The organism is Furfurilactobacillus milii (genome assembly GCF_009864005.1).
In the GTDB taxonomy this organism is placed as follows: Bacteria; Bacillota; Bacilli; order Lactobacillales; family Lactobacillaceae; genus Furfurilactobacillus; species Furfurilactobacillus rossiae_B.
This window is the reverse complement of record NZ_WEZQ01000005.1, coordinates 277,845-294,399: the sequence shown is the minus strand read 5'-3', so window position 1 is coordinate 294,399 and position 16,555 is coordinate 277,845. Positions and strand designations below refer to the sequence as shown.

The following is a 16,555-nucleotide window of genomic DNA, read 5'->3' as shown; positions in this document are numbered from 1 at the left end:
AATTAAGGAGTCTGCGAATGGCTAAATCAGCTGGGGTAATTGAATATGATCGCGATTTTGGGAAAGAAACTCATGACGATCAGCGGATGTTTGAATTATTAACTGTTGGTGTTTTTCAGGTGGGGTTAAGTTGGCAAGCAGCTGCTAGCAAGTTGCCAGCTTACCGGCGTAATTTTTATCAAATGGACATTGCTAAGGTTGCTGCCATGGACTTAGAAAATATTGACAACGTTTTAAACGATCCGAATATGATTCGCAATCCCAGAAAAATCCGGGCAGTTATTAAAAATGCTCGGGCCATAATCGGTGTTCAAAAAGAATATGGCAGTTTTGCCAATTACATGTGGAATTTTGTCGACGAAGTACCTCACACTAAGAGTTACGAAACACGCGATGAAGTGGAAACGAGCACACCGTTTGCTGGTAAGGTGGCCAAAGACATGAAGAAACACGGTTTTACGTTCGTTGGACCAACCGTGACTTATATGTTTATGAAAGCTTGCGGCATGATTCAAGATCAGGTGTGGGACAGCTAAAACACACCATACATGTACAAAACAGCACTCCATAATGACGACTATGAGTCGAAACTATGGGGTGCTTTATTTTTAAATAATCGTCCAGATTACTTGGCAGTGCTTTTATAATTTGTTCAAGAATTGTGTCCAAAATATCAATCAGTTCAACATCTCAGTCATGGTTGGATCCTTGACAAAATAGTATCGAAGTTACCTGTTGGAGATGCCTAACCCAAAATAAAAAAAGTTATGACGATAATAATTAATTATGGCTTGGAATCTTAAACTATTGTGGTGATGATTTTCATTTAATCTAATAGAGCCAGGTGCGAAACCTGATAGTATGTTTATTTGATTGCGAGTCGTCGTTTAATTACTAGACATTGTTAAAAATGCGATCTAGTTCGTCATAGTCGCTAAAAATATCGAATTGCTGGTGTGTTACTCGAATCCAACGTGTAATTGCATTTACACGACCGATAAAGAAACATTGATTAAGTGGAGAAATTTCTTTGTGTTGACTGATTATTCTCTCAAAGAAAAAATTAGAAAACTCTTTTACAAACTGTTCGTCGTCTGCTTGTGTTTGTATTAATGGCCGTAAGCTAGATGATTTAATTTCGGCAAGCATCTTAAACGGGTGCCGATAGATGTCATGGGTTTCAATGTGGTCATTAACAGTGACTTGATTGAAATGGTACTCAAGCAGTGCAAATTTATCAACAAAGTGTTTGTAAAAAGTTGAACGGTTGATCAGTGAAGCATCGGCAATTTCATTTACAGTAATTTTGCTGAAGGGTTCTTGCGTCAGTAACTCAGTAAAAGCTCGAAGAATCATTGCTTGTGTTCGTCGCGTACGTAAATCTGGCATGCCTAAATCCTCCAATTGTAGATTGTGTTGCATTAAGCAACACTGTTGATTATTGTCTCCCAAATATTAACACAAAGGTGATATTATGTCTCTATTGTTTGGTTATCATGATAATTGAGAAAGGTAGATTTATACATGACAAAAGTATTTATGACTGGCGCAACGGGTTTTATAGGCACTGCGTTAACCAAAGAACTAATTGAAAAGGGTTATGAAGTTACTGCACTTACTCACTCTGATAATGGTGTTGAAAAGTTGACTAAATGGGGTGCACAAGCATTAAAAGGAAGTTTAGAGGATTATGATTTATTAGCCGATACTGCCTCTAAAGCTGATGCGGTATTGCACCTTGGTATGGGGGCAACAGAACATTTTAAAACCTTTAGTGAAATATGTGAACTGGATGAACGCGACATTCGTGTGATGGGGGAGGCTTTAAAAGGAACACAGAAGCCTTTAATCGTTACACATGGAACTGCCGTGATGTTGCCAGGTCAGTTTTTTACTGAAAATGATGAAGCCGATGCTGGATTTCCACAGCGATCACCACGTAAGTCCGAGGTCGTGGCCCGTGAGCTGTTGAATGAAGGCGTGAATGCCTATGTTGTGCGATTGGCACCCATTGTTCATGGAGATGGAGATTTAAATCATGGCTTTGTATCAAACATGATTGCCGATGCAAAGTCTAAAGGATTTGTTGAAAATTATAATGGCGGGCAAAATCGTTGGACTGCCGTTCATGTTTTGGATGCGGGTCATTTGTTTGTACTTGCTTTGGAATACGCTTTGAGGTCGCATGATGGGTTGCATTTTTTCAATGCCAATGATGAGGAACAACTTAAGATGAAGAATCTTCGGAGCGTGATTGCTGATAAATTACATGTAGCAGTGAAAGATGTTTATGCTGACCCACAGCACCCCGACCAACAAAGCGGCGTAGATCCACAATCAATGTTGTTTGCAGCGCCACAATCAATGTTGTTTGCGATGGACATTCCGGCTTCGAGTAAGTTGACTCGGCAAACGTTAAAGTGGAAACCTACACATGCCCAACTTTTAGATGACATGGATCATTACTTTACTGACTAAGTTAACGCATTTTTTCTAGAATGGAATCTAATAGGAACGATATTTTCGATAAAAACTGGCCTTTTTTTGTCCTTGTGAAATATAAATAATGCTGATATTTAAAAGACACTAGTAACTGTCAATGCTGACGGTTATTAGTGTCTTTTTGTACAATAAATCTGTTAACTCAGCAATTTGAATTTAGAAGCGAAACTCAGACGTAATCTTGAGCAACTGTCTTGTTATGAACCTTGTCGGAGAAGTCCTCAAAGATTAAATCGCCTAAAACGATTCCATTAGCTTTGGCAATATACCATGCCAAGATTTAGAAAGGAATGATGGTCAAGGGAGGCGATTTGAATGGGGCATCAACGGCTGGAAACCTTGACTACAAGAACTTCCGGAAATTTACCTACTTCAAATACTTGATCACTGAAAGCGATGTTGAAGAGCTACATCTGGCATTAGTTGAGACAAATGTGTGTTCTGAGCCCTTAGTAAAGCACTTAAGTTACATGCAGGATCATCTTGAATACGTGGATAATGCCCTGATCTATCGGTATTCTAATGGGCCACTTGAGGGCACTAATAATCGCATTAAAGTCCATAAACGAAATGGGTATGGTTACACTCGATTTAACAACTTTCGTTTACGGATTTTACTCACCAAAACAATTAAAACAAAACACCCAATCATCATTCGATAATTGGGTGTTAAATAGAAAACCAACAACAGTTGACATAGAACCTAAATTGCTAGTCCTGTAATCCTAAGAAACGATAGATTGGCGTTACCCAGTGATTATCGAACCGCGACAAGCGCTTCAGTGATGTTGGCGTATGTGTTATCGGTGGCGTTTTCAAATTTTTTGCCGTTTGCTTAGGTAATTGCAGACTGTTGAAAGAATGCGGCGTTAATCGTACTTTGTAAGCCCGATGCCCGATAACAGCCTGGACTGTTTGCACTTGAGAGGACCGATTTTCAACCAACAGTCGCGTTGAGCCATCGTGTTGCAAAATGGCTGTGTGATCCAATTGACGATTTGTCGTTGAGGCGACACTCACGGTGCCAGGTTGGACATCACGGCTGACTCTTTTGAGAACGTAATAGGCAGGATTAATCACCAATTGCTCTTTCGGTGTGCCGGCGTGTAAAACATTGATTGCAGCGCCACAGGGATTAACGGCTGCGTGAGTCGGACCGCCTTGACCATTGAGGACCAAGTTCCAATCGAGATACCCTTGAACATGGTGTTCAAAATCGTTAATGATGTCGTATCCATAACGGGCTGCTGGCGTCCACTGATTGAGCCAAACGCCTTTTTCTTGTGCAGCTTCCGTGGCAATAATCTGTTGTTGGGGCTGCTGACGATGAAACAGGTCCAGGTTGTTAAAATTATCATCCCAAGCCGGTTGACCACTAAGGTTGCCCAAGCTCATCTGAGCATTTAAACTGGCGGCGTACCAGTGCACACCAACGCTGTCGACGTATTGGTGCACACCTCGATGCGCGTAAAACTCCTGGGTCCATTGATTAAAGCCCATCATGATTGGCTGAGTGGCGTCACTTTTAACGTAGTCCCAAACCATAATTTTTGTTTGTGGATGCCGTGCTTTTAATTTAGGACCTAAGTAGTGGGTGATAAAGGTCGCTGCTGCATCCGGTGTCCACGTCATTGCTTCCCATGGCGAGCTAGCTTGTAATTCATTTTGCAAGGACAACGTTTTAATCGCGACACCGCGGCGTTGTTGCGCGTCAACGTACTTAACTAAGTAGTCAGCATAAGCGGACATAGCAGCACGCTTTAATGCGTTGTTGACGAGAAAGTTTTGACCATCACGGCGGTGACTAACTTTCATCCATTTTGGTGGCGCCCATGGTGCGGCCATAATTTGGACGTTGGGCGCCTGCTTGAGAATCTGCTGTAAGACCGGTGAGACGTGAACATCGTCAGGTTTTAAACTGAATGTCGCTGGCGTGGCTTGTTTAGCATACGTATAGCCAAACGTCGAAAAATCAGTCGATCCAATCGTCAAACGCAAATTTGTGTAACGAGCTCCTTGAGCACCAAAGTAGGCCGTCAGAATTTGACGGCGTGTTTGCGGACGGCTCTTTTGAATGACACTGGCAGCACTGTCTGTTAAGGCGCCACCAACGCCAGTAAATGTTTGGCGACGACGATTAGGGAAGACTTGTACAAAGCCAGTACTATTGGAAACGTGATCAATATGTTTACCCATCACAAGATGCCGTTGATCATGCTGACCAGCTTGATTGGTAGTCGTCATCGTCGTTTGGTATCGTGGATCAGCCTTCGACACCGACATGGCTAATGCAGGCCAAGTGCTGCTGATCACGTTTGTAGCGCCCACGGTTAGCATGGCAATAACGACTAATTTAATTGACGAACCAAGTTTCCGCTTTGCCACGTAGACCGCTCCTTTACCACGATTTCCTTAAGTATAGCATGGTGTTTATTGAAGAGAAGGGTTTTAACTGGTGAGATAGTTTTAAAACAGGTATGGTAAAAGTGGTTGAAATAATGGGAGGGTGTTACAGATGAGAACAGTCACAATCAATCAGCAAGTACTGCCCGCAATTGGCTTAGGAACGTGGCATATTGGCGATTCTGAGGCGACCAGGTCGCGCGAAATTGGTGCGCTATCTGCTGGACTTGATGCCGGTGCTAAAGTGATTGATACCGCGGAAATGTACGGCAATGGCCGCTCTGAACGGCTCGTTGGTGAAGTGTTAAACCAACATCAGCGCGATGATGTTTATCTTGTGTCCAAAGTCCTGCCAGAAAACGCGAGTGCAAAACAGTTACCGCGCAGTCTAGATCGTTCTTTGGAAGCCTTGAATACTGATTACCTTGATTTATACCTGTTACATTGGCGGGGCAATATTCCACTTGCAGAGACGGTTCGTGCAATGGAAGCTGCTAAGAAGGCAGGTAAAATTCGTGCGTGGGGCGTATCAAACTTTGACGTGGATGATATGCAACAATTGCTAAGCGTGCCTGATGGCGACCAGGTTGCTGTTAATGAGGTGCTTATCAACTTACAAAATCGTGGCACCTTATTTGATCTGTTGCCATGGCAAGAGGAACATTATATTCCAACACTTGCTTATTCACCTATTGCACAAGGCGATACACTGGGAGGCAACTTGGCAGACAATGAAACACTGAAAAGCATTGCTGCGGCCCACCATGTGTCGGTGTTTGCTATTATGTTGGCATGGGTTATTCAATTGCCTGATGTGTTGGCAATTCCAGAGTCTGGGACAATCGATCATGCCAGAGAAAATGTTGCTGTGGCGGACCTAGTGCTTAGCGATGAAGAACTGACGCGGATAAATATCGCATTCCCGACGCCAACACATAAAGTTCCGCTAGCTGTGATTTAACAAGCCAATTTTATAAAAGCCGAAAAATTAAAGGAGCTGTTGAAATGCGTCATAAGGTTGTCTTTCATGTGGATCAGCCTGATCACTGGGCTCACACGATGCAAAATGTCGCTAACTTAACCACATACGTCGAATCTGAACCTAAGGAGCAGTTGCAAGTTGCCGTGTTAGTCAACGGCGCTGCCATCACCAAATATTTGGATCAGGATGGTCAAAATGCCGTTCGCCGTTTTCCCGAAGTTGAATTTCATGCCTGTCATAACTCGATGACTACGCATCATGTTACTGCCGATCAATTGCCAGAGGGCGTGATTGTGGTCCCCGTGGGTGTTCTAGATCTCATTAAATTACAAGAGTCCGGGTACGCGTATATCAAACCATAGACGTGGAATGCTGTGCAAAATCGCTGATTTAGCGACTATAAATGTTCACTGAACATTCAAAGGCAGATTATGTGAGGATGAAATCAAATTATGATATATATAAGTCAGATTTCATAAACCTAATCCCTTTGAAGGAGGCGATTAAGATGGCATTTCCACCAAAAGACATTATGGTACCCCTCGATGGTTCCAAAAATGCTGAACGGGCTTTGACAACAGCCATTGCTCTGGCGAAAGAAAGCAAGGCCCGTTTACACCTCGTCCGTGTCATTGATCCAAACATCTATGCCGCTTACGGTGGTGGCGCTAATGCGACCGTATTTAACGAGGATGTTCGACTCGCAACCGAAAATTATTTAGAGGATGTTGCCAAGCGAGTTAAGGAAAGTGGTTTTACAAACTTTTCAACAAAGCTACTGCAAGGCAATATTAAATCTACGCTTGCTCGTAGCTACCCAGAAGAACACAAAATTGATTTAATCATTATTGGGGCTACGGGAATGAACGCCATCAGTCAGGCGGTCATGGGATCAGTTACTGCCTATGTTGTTCGGCATGCGACTGTTAACGTGTTTGTAGTTAAAGATGACGCCTGAATAATGTTGATTAAAACGCTTCTGCCATTACTTCGTTTTGGTCGAAGCGTTTTAATTTGCTCTGAATATTAATTAGTCTGTGTGTCCTGAGTTCGAGTTAGGTTTGCAAAATCAATGACACGACTAAATAATGGCAGAACTTGATTGTGAACCGTGTGACTGATCATAATGAGCGTCAAAGCAGGCATGTTTAATAACAACTTCTCAATATAAATAGCAGTGGCTGGATCGATTGCGGAAGTGCCTTCGTCTAACAGAAGCACTTCTGGTTGACGTAATAAAGCTCTTGCTAATGCTAACCGTTGTCGTTGACCGCCAGATAAGCAATTACCGTCAGTGCCAACTTGTAAATTAAGAAAATGAGCTCCATCTTTTTCTGAAGTTACCAATTTCATTTGTAACAGTTGATGAATCAGCTGTTGATCCGTGAATGTTTGATTTAACCGCAAATTTTCACGAACCGTGCCCTGAATAAGCAATGGTTGTTGATCTAAGTAAAGAACTTTACTTAAGACGTAGTCTGCAGACCTAGCTGATATTTGATGACGTGATAGCATAATCGTCCCTTCAGTCAGCGGCAAGTAACCAGCAATTAGTTTCAAAAGGGTTGACTTACCAGTACCACTTGCGCCAGTTAGCAAGATTTTTTGACCTTGATAAAACGTTTGCGAGACATGATCAAATAGCAGTATCGAGCTTGCTGGATAGTGATATGACACATTATTTAATTGAAGCACGAGTGGTACGTCTTTCTGCGCATTGCCTGGTTTGACGGACGATGCCGTCATGAATGCCTGCTCATCAACATATTTTTGAAAAATTGGCCGTGTGCCGCGAATCAATCCAAGTGTATTGCTTAGGTTGCCCAAACTATTAAAAACATTGCCCGCCAAACTGCCGACCGCGTTGATGGTGCCAATGCTGACAAGATGCTGAACGGCCAATAAACCGGCTAGGCCAATTAAAATTACTTGCGAAAGAATATTACCTAAAAAGCCGATTATACCAATTTGTGTCTGAACGACTGTTCGTTTAACGTTTGCGTATTTCAGTGTCACTGAGGCGGAACGAACTTTAGCAATTAGTAAAGGCAACGATTGAAAAGTATAGAGCAGGTTGAAGGCGTGAAGGGCATCATGTGGGGTACTAACAAATTGCTCATTTTGATGTGTTAAACCAGTGCTCGTAACGCTTAATCGGTGATCCAAAAGGCGCGGCAGTAAAATGATTAATCCTGTCAGCACTGCCGCCGCTGAAGCTAGCAACCAATGAAAATAGGCTAGGGTAACTAAGGCCAAAAGTGCACCAGCAATGTCTTCAATAACAATAAACAAGCTTTCAAAACCTTGCTGATTAATCAGTTGTAGATCATTATTCAGCCAAGATTCATAAGTTGCTGAGTCGCGCCGATTATATATGTTGTATGGCTCGGCCGTTAATACGGTGACAATATCCGTTCTGATGGCAATATCGAGGTTTTGAATAAGATGTTGTTCAAACACTTCAGAGACATATTGAATGAGTGCGACGGTGCACCAAATACATAACAGTATTCCTACCTGTTGAACGAACTGAATTACTTGTCGTTTGATCAATGCATTTAGAATATTTGCATTGATGACCGACGCGTAAACCGTCAATGACTGAGCCAAAGTTAACAAACAAATTGCGAAGATGAATTGTCGCTTGAACTGCATAATGTACTTTTTCATTTGAGTCCCTCCAATGTCTGTCACTAAGTTTAGTAAACAGACGTATGGGCAGCTTTTAGAAAATGTGGCGTATACTGCACATATAGAGGCTTTTAAAAAGAGGGTAACGGAATATGCAAAAAGATAACCAGCCAATCTTGCCAGCCGGTATTGTGATTAAACAGTTGCGACAGGCTAGGGCACTGACCCAAAAAGAAGTTTATCAGGGCATCGTTTCACGTTCTTTTTATAGTCGTTTAGAACACGGCCAGTACGATGTGGATGCAACTCATTTATGGCAGCTACTAGATCGGCTCAGTGTTGGCGCAGCCGAATTTGATTACCTCAGACGTAATCATCAAATCACTTCTGAGGCCAGCTTGCTTAATACAATAAGCGATTTATATGCACAGCATCGCTTTGACGAACTGAAACAATTGTATATAGCAAAACGGAGTTCACGGTTGGAATCTGATCGATTATTGGCCAGTGAAATCTATACATTAGTGCGCGCGTATGGAACAAACATGTTCAAGATGGCGGTTGAACCAAGTTTAATTGCTGTTGAACACTTGGAAGATCTGTCTCAGTGGTCTTTATTCGAACTACAATTAGCCGGCCCAGCGATTTGGACTGTCAATTCATTAAAACGCAAACAGGCATTAGTTGAGCGAGGAGAGGCTTGCTATCATTTTTATGCTGCCATGAATGGTTCATATGCTGCTAATTTAAGAGAGATGCTGTGGCTTAATTACTTGCAGGACTTGCTGACACGACCAACGTATGTAAAGGACGCTAAATTCAGTGATGCCAAGAAAGCTTGGAAGGAAATTGATGCGTTATCTGATTTGTCATCAGACTTTAATTGCCGACTGGAGCGATTAATGAGCCATGTTATTGGTGCACTCTACTTTGCCGATGACCAACAGGACGCTATCAACCAAGCGCATCAGTTGTTAACGACATTTCGAATGCTTAATGGCAAAGATAAGCATCAAATCTCCATCCAGGAAGAAATTATTACGTTTCAACTCAAACGTGCACAAGAATATCATCGCTATCACTGATCTGAATTAACAAGGTGTTTTTACTCGGCTTTAGCCGCTCACTTTGAATTCTTTTTTTGAGATGAAATGTAAAAACTGTTTGACACGAAATGTCAAAGATGTTTTACTTTAAGTGTCAAAGACGTTTGACATTAGATTAATAAACAAAGGAGCTGACGGTCGTGCAGAACGTGATCAATTCAACACGTAAGCAGCAAAAACTCTCTCAGGCCGAATTAGCGACTAAAACAGGGGTAACTCGGCAGACCATCAATGCAATTGAAAACGATAAGTATGATCCATCTTTGGACTTGGCGTTTAAGTTAGCCGATGTGCTTGGACTGAGAGTGGATCAACTATTTTTATGGGGTGATAAACATGATTGAAACGAAACATGCTATTTTACGACATGCGGTACTAGACACAGTCATGATAATGGAATTTATGTATTTTTTCTGGAGCAGGGTGATAATTAAATTTAGTGCTGGCATTATTTTAATGATAAGTTTGTTTGCCTTTGTGTGGGCTCAAAGCTATTTAGAAAAAATTGGAAAGCCGGCATATCAAGCCAGTATCTTTACCAGTAAAAAACACCGTCAACTTATCACTTTGGAAGCAAATGATGAACGAGAGTGGCAGCAATTACTCAAGGCAGATTATTTGAGCACGCGAATTATGTTGATATCTTTAAGTTTGCCATTGGTCACAGCCACGATGTTACCAGAGTTCATTCAAGGTTCAGGTGATTTTGGATCAGGCTTTTTTTCACCACATATAATGGGGTCTATAGTTGTTAGCCTCATCGGATACATATTTTTGGTGAAGGAATGGGGCTATGTGTTCATTTATTTTAAAATAGAAGAAGACAGTCAGCGCTTCTGAAATAGTTGATTGCAATATTGATACCTGGTTTCGTTGGTCATCTTGTTCGACTGATACTGTACGCTACTGTCATAGTCAGCGAAATTAGATTGATACGGCTTAGAAAGCAATTAACAAATAACGGGGAAAAAGCAACGGACCTATTTAGTCTTAAACGACTATCACTCGACAGCATTCCAGCATTCCAATGATGAGCGTGAGTGGCAAAACACTTTACAGGTCATGCGAATAAGCCAAAGAATAACTGGATTTTACATTGCTTTAGTCATAATTTTAAATCATCACAATTTCAATGTTTATGGATGGAGACTCACTGTTAGCAATGTCGTTAAACCAAACTGATTTTTCAGTAACGCGTATGAGTTGACTGGTGTTCACGTATCGTAAACTTGATCGGCAAAGTTAGATAGACTTTAAAAGCATTCAGAAGTATGTATGCAGTAGAGAGTGGACTCAAACTGATTACATTTTGACTGAATACTTTTAATTTCGCTTTCTAGTTTACATAATATATATTATACAAAGTAGTAAAAGAAGCTCTTTAAATAACGTGAACATGCTCTTAAATCTCAATGTCTCGTTTTTTAGACGCATCGTTCGACATCAACTGTTCATGTCTCGTATACTTCATTTAGATTCACGAATACTTTGCTGTATATTGACACACAGTCATCTAATCAATTTCTCGGAGGTTCAATTATGATCGTTAAAAATCGCATCATGCTTTATGTGACTAATGTTGCCGTCTGTGCTAATTTCTGGCACAAATATTTTCACGCTGAAATTGCTGAGACCAATGAGATGTCCGACAAAAGTCAAAACATCGTCTTACGATTCACTTCAGCCCTCGAAATTTCATTATTTACAACATCGTTTATCAAACGGTATTCACCTGAAGTATCACTTACAACGCCGTCATTAATGCTGTTCATTGATGAATTTGAACAGCTTCATAAAAGATTACCGAATACTGGCCACATTATCGTGAATAACGGTGTGCGAACATTTAATTTTGCTGACCCCGAAGGCCATTTTTTTGTGATTGCTGAGCAGTTGAATCAGTAATAACGCTTGAATTACTGCAATACGTTTTAATATATCCGGTTGTATAATACAACTAGTTGAAACTTCTCTACCCAATTCAATTCACTATAGTTCACAATTTAATGTTGCTGCCGGTATTGTCTAGGCGTTTGACCACACAACCGTTTAAACCACTTTGTGAAGTAACTGGCATCTTCAAAGTTCATCATTGCCGCTATTTCAGTAATGCTGGCCGAAGTGGTTGTCAGTTGTTCTTGAGCAAACGTTAGCCTGAACTGATTTTGATAATTCATAAATGTTCGACCTGTTTCACTGCGAAAACGACTTGCTAAATACTTGGCAGATTTGTGTTGTTGTGCCGCTAAAGTGGTCAGCTGAATACCGGTATCCCGGTGAGCATAAATTTCAGCCGTGAGTGCATTGATGTCTTTCGAATAATGGCGTTGGTTTGCTAAACGAACCTCTTTAGCGAAACGAGTCATTTGGGTCATTAAAACCCCAACAACATCGTTCGTTCTCGTCTGAGCCTCAATCATCTGAATCGTTTGATCGCTAATGGCATACGCGCTGTCTGCATATAAGCCACCCTGAATGGCTGACCTAGTTGCTAACGTGGTGGCTGCGATGGCTAAGTCTTTTTCATTGCGAAGTTGATTACCTGGAACGACTAGGCCTGGCTTGCCACTGTTGGAGAATCGTTGGAATGCAACGATGACCTGATCATCCTGCCCTGCCCTAATGGTGTTATAAAGGGCAGTTTCGGCCTGATAGGAGGCGCGGTCCAATTGTGAGGAAGATACATCTTTAGCTATGGCGTCGACCTTGGGTTGTGGCAAACGAAGTTCACTAGTCAGCTGATGGATTAATGTGTTGACCGTTTTTTGATCAAACAACGCAGTCAGCAGTAATTCTACGCTAGCGATTAATTGCGTCTGGCTGATAACTGTCGGTAGTAGACCATTATAAGTTCTGGAAAAATAATCAAATTGTTCAGCCAATGAGGGTGACTGGTTCATTTCTTCTCCAGTCGCCCTTTTTAGTTTACGCCCTTCGTTTGTTGAATTGATAAACGGACCGATGAGGATACCATTGTCCTTGTGTCGTTGACACCACAGGTATTGCTCGCCATGGTCGCCAGCAAAATAGATTAGTTGTGTTTGATCATCAATGATGCGATTAAACGTTTCAAATTGATTCTTTCGCAGTTCGTGCCAACGCCCGTTTCCCGCACTTATCCAGCGGTTTTTACAGGCAATTTTGCTGACAGCAAGGTGCGTTAAGACATAAAAATTGACTAACACTTGTGTTGTTTGTTTTTGATTCATGTGCATTTCCTTCTAATTCACATTGTTTGTTTATTATTCTTAAATACCATCTAAACCAATTATAAAAATAATGTTCCAACAGTGCTTTTTTCAAGGGTATTTTACCAGTTTTTACGGCAATAGTTGATAAAATGAGCTTAAATGTAAGCGTTAACATTTTAGACCATTTGGGTACATGCTTACAGAAGTGTTTAGTGTTGTTGTCATTATACTAAAGGAGTTGGTCATCATGGTTCGTTCACCAAAAAGCTGGCTGTTTAAGGTTGCAATCCTGTCAATTTCACTTGTGTTAGTGGCTGCCAATGCAGTTGCTGGCGTTATCCCATTGATGGAGGCTAGTTTACCACACGTTAGTCACGCTGCTGTTGAAGGACTCATCACTGCGCCAAGCATTACCGTTTTAATATTTGTCATTTTTAGTTCGGCAATTAGTGATCATATTGGAATGAAAAATACTGTGCTTTTAGGTCTACTAATTACCGGTGTTTCTGGAATTATTCCAATGTTTACCAGCAGCTACTGGGTCATTTTAGCGGCTAGACTGGGATTTGGTGCAGGTTTAGGACTGTTCAATTCTATTGCCTATAGTATTTTTAGCATTTATTATGAGGGCGATGAGCGCGCAACCCTACTTGGATTTCAAGGTGCAGTAACGGCGGTTGGCAGTATCTTGTTTTTCCTAGTCGTTGCTCAGCTAACGCCAATGGGTTGGCATGCTACCTTTATCGTTTACGGAATTTCGTTCTTGATTTTAGCGCTGTTCGCTTTAGTGGTGCCAAGTGATCGGCATCAGCAAGGCGATGAAGACCAACCAAAGCAATCTATTAATCGGGCCGTTATCGGATACTCATTGTTATGGTTTCTAATCATGATGTTGTTCACGTTGGTTACACTTAAGGCATCAACTTTAATTATTGCTGGCGGATACGGAACAGCTGCTCAAGGTAGCCTTATTTTAGCCATTGTCGGCGGTGGTCAGATGCTTGGTGGTTTGGTGTATGGATCAGTGTACAAACGGATTGCAACGTCAGTCTTGCCCGGAAGCGCATTACTGACTGGAATTTTAATTGTCGGTTTGGCGCTATCCAGAACGCTGTGGTTAACGTTTGTCATTGCTGCCCTTTTAGGTATTACTTCTGCTTTTGTTGGCCCCTATCTATTTGGCCGGGTAGCCGATGTTGCACCGGCTAATTCGGCTACACTGGCATCGTCCATAATGTTAATTGGCATTAACATCGCGTCATTCATTGCACCTTATTTCTGGGGTCTGGTTGCCAATCTGTTCCATAACACAACACCCAGCTTTAACCTCACTATTTCTGGCATTGCGTTTCTCATTATCGGTGTCATCGTCGTGGTTGGCCGTTTAATTCATCATCCGAAGAAAACGCAATCAGACGTTCAGTAATATACCTTGTCTAATTAAACACATTTTTTGGAGGCGTCAAATTATGGATAAAAAGGTTTCGGCAGTGCTTGATCAACTCACACTCGAACAAAAGGCCGCGCTGGTGAGCGGAAAAAAATGTGGTTTACTGCCGCCGTAGACGCGGCTAACATCAGCGCCATCATGATGACTGATGGCCCAGCTGGTTTGCGTAAACAAATACCCAAGGAAGGCGAAACGCTTAGTGTTAACGCGAGCGTCAAGGCAATTTCCTATCCTTCGGCAGCACTTGTCGCTAGCACTTTTGATCGCTCGCTGGCACGTGATTTAGGTCAACATTTAGGTGAAGAAGCTCAAGCTGAAAACATTAGTTTACTTTTGGGACCAGGTGTAAACATCAAACGTTCGCCACTCGGGGGCCGTAATTTTGAGTATTATTCAGAGGACCCACTCGTAGCCGGTGAAATTGGTACCGCCTATATCAATGGTTTGCATGATAAGGGTGTTGGCGCTACCGTTAAACATTTTGCGGCCAATAATCGTGAAAACCACCGTTTCACCAATTCTTCTGATATGGATGAGCGCACACTTCGAGAAATTTATTTAGCGCCGTTTGAACGCATCATCAAGCAAGCACACCCCGAAGCTGTAATGGCGTCATATAACAAAATTAATGGTGTCCTCAATGTCCAAAACGAGCGGTTGTTAACCGATATTTTACGTCAGGAATGGGGATTTACCGGTGTCGTCATGTCAGATTGGATGGCTGTAGCTGATCACGTTGCTTCCCTCCAAGCTGGTTTGGACCTTGAAATGCCTGGTAAAGGTGATGGCTCAACTAGTGAAATCGTCGACGCTGTTAAAGCTGGCACGATTACAGATGAACAACTAGATCTTTCAGCCGGTCGAGTGTTAGCCATGGTCGTTAGTTTGTTAGATAAAAAGTCTGCTCAGGTTCCGTATGATCGTGCGGAACACCATGAATTTGCTAGAAAGCTTGCTGATGGCGGCATTGTGTTATTGCAGAACAAGGACCATGTATTGCCACTAAAGTCAGGCAAATCGGTTGCCTTTGTGGGCGCAATGGCAGATCTACCGCGGTATCAGGGTTCAGGCAGCTCACATGTCACACCAGACCATGTTGTGTCAGCTCTAGAAGCAGCGAAGCAAGCAGACCTAGACGTTCAGTTTGCCTCTGGCTACGATTTATCAAAAACGGCGATTGATGAATATCTTGAAAAGCAAGCAATTGAGTTGGCGCAACATGCTGATCAAGTTGTTGTCTTTGTAGGCTATCGTGACGATGACGAATCAGAGGGCTTCGATAAAACGAACCTATCACTGCCAGAAAATCAAACGCATTTAATTCAATCGTTGGCACAACATGTTGCTCATATTAGTGTTGTTCTCGCAAATGGCTCAGTAGTCGAAATGCCTTGGCGAGATCAGGTTGATGCGATCGTCGAAACTTACTTGGCTGGTGAAGCCGTTGGTGAAGCAACAATTGATATCCTCACCGGTCACGTTAATCCAAGTGGCAAACTAGCGGAAACCTTTCCAATTAAACTGGCTGATACACCAAGCTATGGGACATTTGACCAGAGTAACGAGCATGAGCGTTACCACGAAGGCATTTTCGTTGGCTATCGCTATTATGATCTGCATCATCAAGCTGTTGCCTTTCCATTTGGCTTTGGCCTCAGTTACACCACGTTTGAATTGAGTGATTTAGTTATTGGTGACTGGCAGGAAGATAATCTGAAAGTTACCGTGACCGTTAAAAATACTGGATCAGTTGACGGTTCTGCAGTACCACAATTGTATATTAGTAACCTCGTCAGTCCGGTTGAAAAACCAGTTCGTGAACTACGTCAATTTGACAAAGTTGCTATTTCTGCTGGTAAATCTAAAACGGTTACCTTCACCTTGCATACTCGCGATTTCAGTTGGTACGATGCTGACAGCATGACTTGGCAGGCCGACAATGGTCTGTATGAAATTGCGGTTGGATCATCCTCACGTGATTTACCGCTAATCAAACAGTTAACCATCAAACACTTCGCTAGTCGGCCGCTTGTTGTCAATATGGATACGTACCTTAACGTTCTCTTGGCAAACGACACAACAAAATCTGTGTTAATGCAAATGTTTGGCGAACAGTTGGCCCAATTTACTAACCAGGACGATGCTAGTGCTGCCGACCAGCAGATGTTGTTTAATACGCCATTGCGGGCGCTCGTTGCTGGTGGCTTCCCCGTCGCCGCTGTTCAAGCCTTCATTGATCAAAGCAATGCGGCTTTGAAAAAATAATTCTTCAGTTGCACTCAATAAGATC

Annotated in this window: 15 protein-coding genes and 1 pseudogene; 12 read left to right on the top strand and 4 right to left on the bottom strand. The window is 42.2% G+C overall.

Going from position 1 to position 16,555, the window contains the following annotated elements; all coding sequences use genetic code 11:
• Positions 1 to 17 precede the first annotated feature (17 nt).
• A complete protein-coding gene (locus tag GB993_RS04180) occupies positions 18 to 536 on the top strand; it encodes a DNA-3-methyladenine glycosylase I (protein WP_161001323.1) in 519 nt (172 codons plus the stop codon).
• Positions 537 to 894: 358 nt separating this feature from the next.
• On the opposite strand, the gene GB993_RS04175 is transcribed toward GB993_RS04180, so the two are convergent.
• Positions 895 to 1,389, bottom strand: a complete 495-nt coding sequence (locus GB993_RS04175) for a TetR/AcrR family transcriptional regulator (protein ID WP_161001322.1) — start codon at positions 1,387 to 1,389, stop codon at positions 895 to 897.
• Between the two features lie 135 nt (positions 1,390 to 1,524).
• On the opposite strand from GB993_RS04175, the gene GB993_RS04170 reads away from it, so the two are divergent.
• Both GB993_RS04170 and GB993_RS13125 read left to right on the top strand, forming a co-directional pair.
• Positions 1,525 to 2,478 (top strand): SDR family oxidoreductase, encoded by a 954-nt coding sequence (locus tag GB993_RS04170; RefSeq protein ID WP_161001321.1) that lies wholly within the window; start codon positions 1,525 to 1,527, stop codon positions 2,476 to 2,478.
• 314 nt (positions 2,479 to 2,792) lie between these two features.
• Entirely contained in the window at positions 2,793 to 3,164 is a 372-nt protein-coding gene (locus tag GB993_RS13125; protein ID WP_161003219.1) for a transposase, read from the top strand.
• 49 nt (positions 3,165 to 3,213) lie between these two features.
• Here the strand turns inward: GB993_RS13125 and GB993_RS04160 are convergent, their stop codons facing one another.
• Entirely contained in the window at positions 3,214 to 4,887 is a 1,674-nt protein-coding gene (locus tag GB993_RS04160; RefSeq protein WP_161003218.1) for a glycoside hydrolase family 30 beta sandwich domain-containing protein, read from the bottom strand.
• Between the two features lie 130 nt (positions 4,888 to 5,017).
• Between GB993_RS04160 and GB993_RS04155 the strand changes: the two genes are divergently transcribed.
• From GB993_RS04155 to GB993_RS04145, 3 genes are all read left to right on the top strand, one after another.
• Entirely contained in the window at positions 5,018 to 5,866 is an 849-nt protein-coding gene (locus tag GB993_RS04155) for an aldo/keto reductase (RefSeq protein WP_161003217.1), read from the top strand.
• A gap of 44 nt (positions 5,867 to 5,910) precedes the next feature.
• Positions 5,911 to 6,249, top strand: a complete 339-nt coding sequence (locus tag GB993_RS04150; RefSeq protein ID WP_161001317.1) for a DsrE family protein — start codon at positions 5,911 to 5,913, stop codon at positions 6,247 to 6,249.
• A 146-nt stretch (positions 6,250 to 6,395) separates the two neighbouring features.
• On the top strand, positions 6,396 to 6,845 hold the full coding sequence (locus GB993_RS04145; RefSeq protein ID WP_161001316.1) for a universal stress protein: 450 nt from the start codon (positions 6,396 to 6,398) through the stop codon (positions 6,843 to 6,845).
• A 68-nt stretch (positions 6,846 to 6,913) separates the two neighbouring features.
• Here the strand turns inward: GB993_RS04145 and GB993_RS04140 are convergent, their stop codons facing one another.
• Positions 6,914 to 8,557, bottom strand: a complete 1,644-nt coding sequence (locus GB993_RS04140; protein ID WP_161003216.1) for an ATP-binding cassette domain-containing protein — start codon at positions 8,555 to 8,557, stop codon at positions 6,914 to 6,916.
• A gap of 113 nt (positions 8,558 to 8,670) precedes the next feature.
• Between GB993_RS04140 and GB993_RS04135 the strand changes: the two genes are divergently transcribed.
• The 4 genes from GB993_RS04135 to GB993_RS04120 all read left to right on the top strand — a co-directional run bounded on the left by GB993_RS04135 (position 8,671) and on the right by GB993_RS04120 (position 11,529).
• Positions 8,671 to 9,603 (top strand): helix-turn-helix domain-containing protein, encoded by a 933-nt coding sequence (locus GB993_RS04135; RefSeq protein WP_161003215.1) that lies wholly within the window; start codon positions 8,671 to 8,673, stop codon positions 9,601 to 9,603.
• A gap of 161 nt (positions 9,604 to 9,764) precedes the next feature.
• Positions 9,765 to 9,968, top strand: a complete 204-nt coding sequence (locus tag GB993_RS04130; protein ID WP_161001313.1) for a helix-turn-helix domain-containing protein — start codon at positions 9,765 to 9,767, stop codon at positions 9,966 to 9,968.
• Entirely contained in the window at positions 9,961 to 10,464 is a 504-nt protein-coding gene (locus GB993_RS04125; RefSeq protein ID WP_161003214.1) for a hypothetical protein, read from the top strand. Before GB993_RS04130 ends, GB993_RS04125 begins: the two co-directional genes overlap by 8 nt.
• A 699-nt stretch (positions 10,465 to 11,163) precedes the next feature.
• Entirely contained in the window at positions 11,164 to 11,529 is a 366-nt protein-coding gene (locus GB993_RS04120) for a VOC family protein (RefSeq protein ID WP_161003213.1), read from the top strand.
• A gap of 98 nt (positions 11,530 to 11,627) precedes the next feature.
• Here GB993_RS04120 and GB993_RS04115 read toward each other — a convergent pair whose 3' ends face one another.
• Complete coding sequence (locus tag GB993_RS04115; RefSeq protein ID WP_161003212.1) at positions 11,628 to 12,833, bottom strand: helix-turn-helix domain-containing protein; 1,206 nt, start codon at positions 12,831 to 12,833, stop codon at positions 11,628 to 11,630.
• A 229-nt stretch (positions 12,834 to 13,062) separates the two neighbouring features.
• Here GB993_RS04115 and GB993_RS04110 point away from each other — a divergent pair, with 229 nt between their 5' ends.
• Positions 13,063 to 14,241, top strand: coding sequence for an MFS transporter (locus GB993_RS04110; RefSeq protein ID WP_161003211.1), 1,179 nt, complete (start codon positions 13,063 to 13,065; stop codon positions 14,239 to 14,241).
• A gap of 43 nt (positions 14,242 to 14,284) precedes the next feature.
• A pseudogene (locus GB993_RS04105) lies at positions 14,285 to 16,530 on the top strand (beta-glucosidase family protein).
• Positions 16,531 to 16,555: the final 25 nt, after the last annotated feature.